Annotated in this window: 1 protein-coding gene; it reads left to right on the top strand. The window is 64.4% G+C overall.

What is annotated here, in order from left to right; translation table 11 throughout:
• Positions 1-261: Ig-like domain-containing protein (locus D8779_RS20500; protein WP_136666461.1), on the top strand; the 261-nt coding region annotated here is incomplete at both ends.

Genomic DNA, 261 nt, shown 5'->3' with positions numbered 1-261 from the left:
ACACCGCCCTCAGCGTCGGTGAGACCAGCCTGGTCACCATCACCTTCAGCGAGGCGGTCGTCGCCTTTGATAACACCGATGTCACCGTCGAGAACGGCACCCTCAGCGCCTTGAGCAGCACCGATGGCGGCGTTACCTGGACCGGGACGTTCACCCCAAGCGTCAACGTGACCGACACCACTAACCTGATCACCGTCGCCGCGACTTACACCGACACCGCCGGTAACGCCGGCACCGGGGCCAGCAGCGCCAACTACCAGA

It is taken from the genome of Pseudomonas leptonychotis, from assembly GCF_004920405.1.
In the GTDB taxonomy this organism is placed as follows: Bacteria; Pseudomonadota; Gammaproteobacteria; order Pseudomonadales; family Pseudomonadaceae; genus Aquipseudomonas; species Aquipseudomonas leptonychotis.
This window is presented reverse-complemented; position numbering and strand designations above follow the sequence as displayed.